General features: G+C 38.2%; 5 protein-coding genes and 1 pseudogene. All 6 read right to left on the reverse strand.

Features of this window, described 5'->3' with window-relative positions; all coding sequences use genetic code 11:
• Positions 1-653: 653 nt before the first annotated feature.
• Positions 654-845 (reverse strand): hypothetical protein, encoded by a 192-nt coding sequence (locus CV944_RS16325; protein ID WP_020755372.1) that lies wholly within the window; start codon positions 843-845, stop codon positions 654-656.
• A 192-nt stretch (positions 846-1,037) separates the two neighbouring features.
• The gene (locus tag CV944_RS16330) at positions 1,038-1,460 is read right to left on the reverse strand and encodes an NUDIX hydrolase (RefSeq protein WP_020755373.1); all 423 of its coding nucleotides are present in this window, start codon (positions 1,458-1,460) and stop codon (positions 1,038-1,040) included.
• 361 nt (positions 1,461-1,821) lie between these two features.
• Positions 1,822-2,145 carry a hypothetical protein gene (locus CV944_RS16340; RefSeq protein WP_216367745.1) on the reverse strand — a complete coding sequence of 108 codons (324 nt, stop codon included), beginning with the start codon at positions 2,143-2,145 and terminating at the stop codon, positions 1,822-1,824.
• A 197-nt stretch (positions 2,146-2,342) separates the two neighbouring features.
• Positions 2,343-2,468, reverse strand: a pseudogene (locus CV944_RS16345) (IS982 family transposase); the annotation flags it as partial.
• A 176-nt stretch (positions 2,469-2,644) separates the two neighbouring features.
• Positions 2,645-3,070, reverse strand: coding sequence for an NUDIX hydrolase (locus CV944_RS16350; protein ID WP_100664542.1), 426 nt, complete (start codon positions 3,068-3,070; stop codon positions 2,645-2,647).
• A gap of 164 nt (positions 3,071-3,234) precedes the next feature.
• Positions 3,235-3,831: a hypothetical protein gene (locus CV944_RS16355; RefSeq protein ID WP_230847148.1), complete on the reverse strand. Its 597-nt coding sequence runs from the start codon at positions 3,829-3,831 to the stop codon at positions 3,235-3,237.
• Positions 3,832-3,961: the final 130 nt, after the last annotated feature.

Here is a 3,961-nt window from a genome sequence, read left to right on the forward strand (position 1 = left end):
ACCGACGCTGTACTCTTTCTTTTGATAGTTGCGGAATCCGTCGGCAAACGGCTCCAGTACGGAAAAGCTCTGGACGTCAGTTTGTTCTTGCGTCGCATCGCCCCGTCCCGGAATAAACGGCACTTTTATTTAAAATATATTATAAGAACAAATGTTCTTGTTGTCTATATAAATTAAAATATTCGTAATAATACCTTCCCCACTTTAATTAATGAATGGAAATAAATCACAAAACAAAAAAGAGACAGTAAAGTGTAAGTACTGTCTCATCACGCCGCTTTATTCCTTATGCTCCAGAATGGCTTGCCACTCTTTCTCCCGATCTGTTTCCTAGGGTTCGATTCGGTAGCTCAGCCAGGCAGCAGGCAGAATCAGGCTGGATAACAGTTGCTCAAGTTTAATCCCGATAATGAGTCCTTTCCGCGGTTTGGAGAACTTCTTAAATTCAACATGGTTACTCTGTACAGCTCAACGATATTACAGAAACGTATATTCGTTATCTAACATCAGATTACGATTCACCTAAATTTTATAGAGATATATGCAGATACTAATTTAGCTTGTATTAACTGAAGCTTCCCATTTTACATATTCATCAAATTGTTCATCATCAGATGCAATGAAATCTTTTTCAACTTCAATGGTGACTGCAACTATTTCTTTTCGTTTCTTCCACCTGGAACAAATTCATTTCGGCACCATTTTACAAAGTTTCTCGAATGACACAGATATGTTTTTGCCGTGTCATCAGCTAACAGACCTTCTTTCCATTTTTCTTTTACCTCATTCTCATAGATTTGATACAATTCTTCTAATTTCTTTATAAATTCCTGTGATGCCCTCATCTGAATCAGCTCCCGATTAATATTTTATTAAGCAATTGGTAGATATGGTTTGTGTGTTGGAAGTTGAGATTGTGACCCGATAAAAAGCACCTGATCTTTTATCAATCCGTCAAACCATCTTGTTTGGATAGCGCGGTCCGCGGATCTTACTCGGCATGAACTGAACTCATTTAGCTATCTTCCATCTCTACTCTATACCCATTCTTCCAACGAAAACACGTCATTTCTTTCAAAGTCGTGAAGAATGGCCGGAGGCAGCAGTTCACGCACTCTCTCTTTAGTCGACCAGCAATAATCGATATGCTCTTCCGAAAGAACAACTTCATGATGATCGCTTTTGCATAAGTATGTAAGAATGACGACTTGCCGCGTTGCGTGCGTTTGAAACGTCGTCGCATATAAAATCCGCTCCACCGTCACATCCAATCCAACTTCTTCTTGGATTTCTCGCAACAGCGCCGCTTCTAAATCTTCTCCAAAGTGTATTTGCCCTCCGACTAACTCCCACGTTCCGCCGCCCACTTCGTCATCATTAGCGCGTTGTACAATTAATACTTTTCCTTCGTGTAAAATAAACCCTTTCAAAACTACAACCATTTCACTGTAGATGAGCATTTTTCATTACACCCGTTAGTTCAAGAAGTTTACTTTTGAAAATCTGCTATATTCCAATTCATTTTAGGATTAACTGTATCCATAAACTTCTTAATTTGTTCTTCACTTAAATCTTTTTCACCAGTCGAATTTTTCGCATATGATACAAGTTCCCAAGTTTCATCATAAGGTTTCTACGGTGCTTTCCACCTAATGCTAAATGTATAATCAACGCCATCAATCTTTACTTTCATAATCAATATATCGCCAAGAAGTATAAACTTACTCATTTCCATTTTTATATGCCACCTACTTTTGTGTATTTACAGGAGAAAAAGAAAGATTGCAACTACGGGCAGAATCTTTGAATAAGAATATTTTTTTATGGTTCACTAATCCCCATTGCCAATAGCAAAAGAAAAGCAATGGCCAAAACCGCTCCATTTCCTATCAAGCTGATAATTGGCAGAAAGAAACGTTTCGTCATCAACCACGAGAACACAGCGAATAAAATACCAATAATTGATAAGATGCCATAAATTGTGATCACGAAATAAACATCAGCATCTGGACCTCTTTCAACATAGAAAATAATGATACTTATGATTACAGGAAACAAAGACGTGACACCTAATATATTTCCTACTTTTTTCTTGTCTAACACTATTACCCCCACCTTTTTGTTGATAATAACTTTTTGAATCATAGCCACCCATGCTGCATTTCGCGGCACTACAGATGATGGAAGTTCATTCGTTCTTCCATGAGAGACAACCATGCCGCATCTACACAGCACCATCAGAAGAATGAAAATATTAAGAATGATGTCTCTTTTTGATTCCTTTTGTGGCAGAAGTATCAATTCTTTTTTACCTTACTGTTTCTTTCTCAATGTGTGTTAAAATGGCGATTTCGACGRTGAAGATGCACCTGAATGCATGAAAGTTGGGCAGAAACAAAAAAGAAAATGGCGGCATATTGCTTTTGAATCTTGGCCCGATCTGTAGTAAAATGAAAGTGCTCTTGCATGGGGATTCTCCTTTTCAATGTTTGGTCGCACTTTCATTTTAAGGAGATCCGCAGGCAAGGGCTATTTTTATGCTTGATCAAGTTTATCTAGCACCACGGGTAGAGAAAGGAACGTCACGATTCCCTCTACTCCCCCCTCGACTCGCTGCAACCGCAGCGCAGTGAAAAGCAGAAAACTATATGTAGTTCAATATTTCACGCGGCACAAAGTTGTCGATTTTCTGCAATTCGTCTTTGCTCCACCATTTGAGTCCTTTCAGTGTGTCTTTTTCGTTCTTTGTTATATGTTCGATAGACAACACCGTATCGGATTGGATCGTAACGTGATAATAAATTTCCCGGCTAATAAAAGAACCTTGTTTTCCTTCAATCCATACATCCAGTTGGAATATGGGGCCACCGAGAAGATCAACCACTATGCCTAGTTCTTCGTATAATTCCCTTTTTAAAGCTTCAGCTGGGGTCTCGTTTTCTTCAATGCCCCCTCCTGGAGTAACCCATAACACTTTGTTCCCTACTACATCCCGAAATTCAAATTGCTGAAGAAGAATTTCGTTTCGCTCATTGATGATCACTGCTCTAGCACATTTGCGTATCCTCATCGGGCGCTCCTTTCCAGATCTATTTTACAGATGCAGCCGGCCATGACTGCCGAACTCGGGTTTCATAAATGGCCCGAATTCGAACGTCCATGATGGGAAAACTCCTTCTTTTCTTTGTGTGTCAAAGATTCATATTTATTGATAAAAAAAACTAACTAAGAGAATCATAAAATAGAATAATTCCTACCCCGCCCTTCAATCTGATCCTTGTATCCGATCAGTGTGTTCTTCATGGTATTCGGATAGCCTGTCTTGAGTCTAAGCTCTTTTAGAGGCATCGCTGGATTCTCAACCATGATCTTTTGAATTCGTATTATTTCTTGTGAATCATATGCTGCTTTATAAGCCATAAAAGGTGATACATAGTCGCTGATATTGACAAAGGTGAGTTCTTCGTGTCCCGTCCATTTATATAGTTTGATTTGCTGTTGAAACTTCATTAAGTTATTTCCTTCAATAAGGAACCGGTATATTAAATCACTTTTTATCTTGGCAGTATTGGACGATTCAAGATAATTTTGTTCTAACAAAAATATAACCATCCCCATAAATGTATCCACTATTTGCAAAGGTATTGATTTAACAGAGTTTTGAGAAAGAACATTAACAACGCGGTAATTTTTATTGCGATAAGCCGAATGTGCGTTCATCTGTTCAATGATTTTCGTTTCAAGAAAAAGCTTATCATACTCATCATTCTGGTCTACCTTAATCTTCACCTTAATCGTTCCAGATTCTTGACTTGATAAATCCCGAGTCATTCCATAAAATAATCTTTCCGGTATTTTGATATATATAAGTTGAAACTTTGTTTTACATCCAGTAGAGCGCCCACCGCATTCTATCAAAATGACTTGTTATGAAGGAAAACAGAATCGAACAATCGGAAAA

This window comes from Geobacillus sp. WSUCF-018B (genome assembly GCF_002809985.1).
GTDB classification, from domain to species: domain Bacteria; phylum Bacillota; class Bacilli; order Bacillales; family Anoxybacillaceae; genus Geobacillus; species Geobacillus thermophilus.

What these genes read in the sequence shown, in the direction of transcription:
- CV944_RS16340 (WP_216367745.1), bottom strand. Translation starts at nt 2,145, where the DNA reads ATGATTCAAAAAGTTATTATCAACAAAAAGGTGGGGGTAATAGTGTTA.
- CV944_RS16350 (WP_100664542.1), bottom strand. Translation starts at nt 3,070, where the DNA reads ATGAGGATACGCAAATGTGCTAGAGCAGTGATCATCAATGAGCGAAAC.
- CV944_RS16325 (WP_020755372.1), bottom strand. Translation starts at nt 845, where the DNA reads ATGAGGGCATCACAGGAATTTATAAAGAAATTAGAAGAATTGTATCAA.
- CV944_RS16355 (WP_230847148.1), bottom strand. Translation starts at nt 3,831, where the DNA reads ATGACTCGGGATTTATCAAGTCAAGAATCTGGAACGATTAAGGTGAAG.
- CV944_RS16330 (WP_020755373.1), bottom strand. Translation starts at nt 1,460, where the DNA reads ATGCTCATCTACAGTGAAATGGTTGTAGTTTTGAAAGGGTTTATTTTA.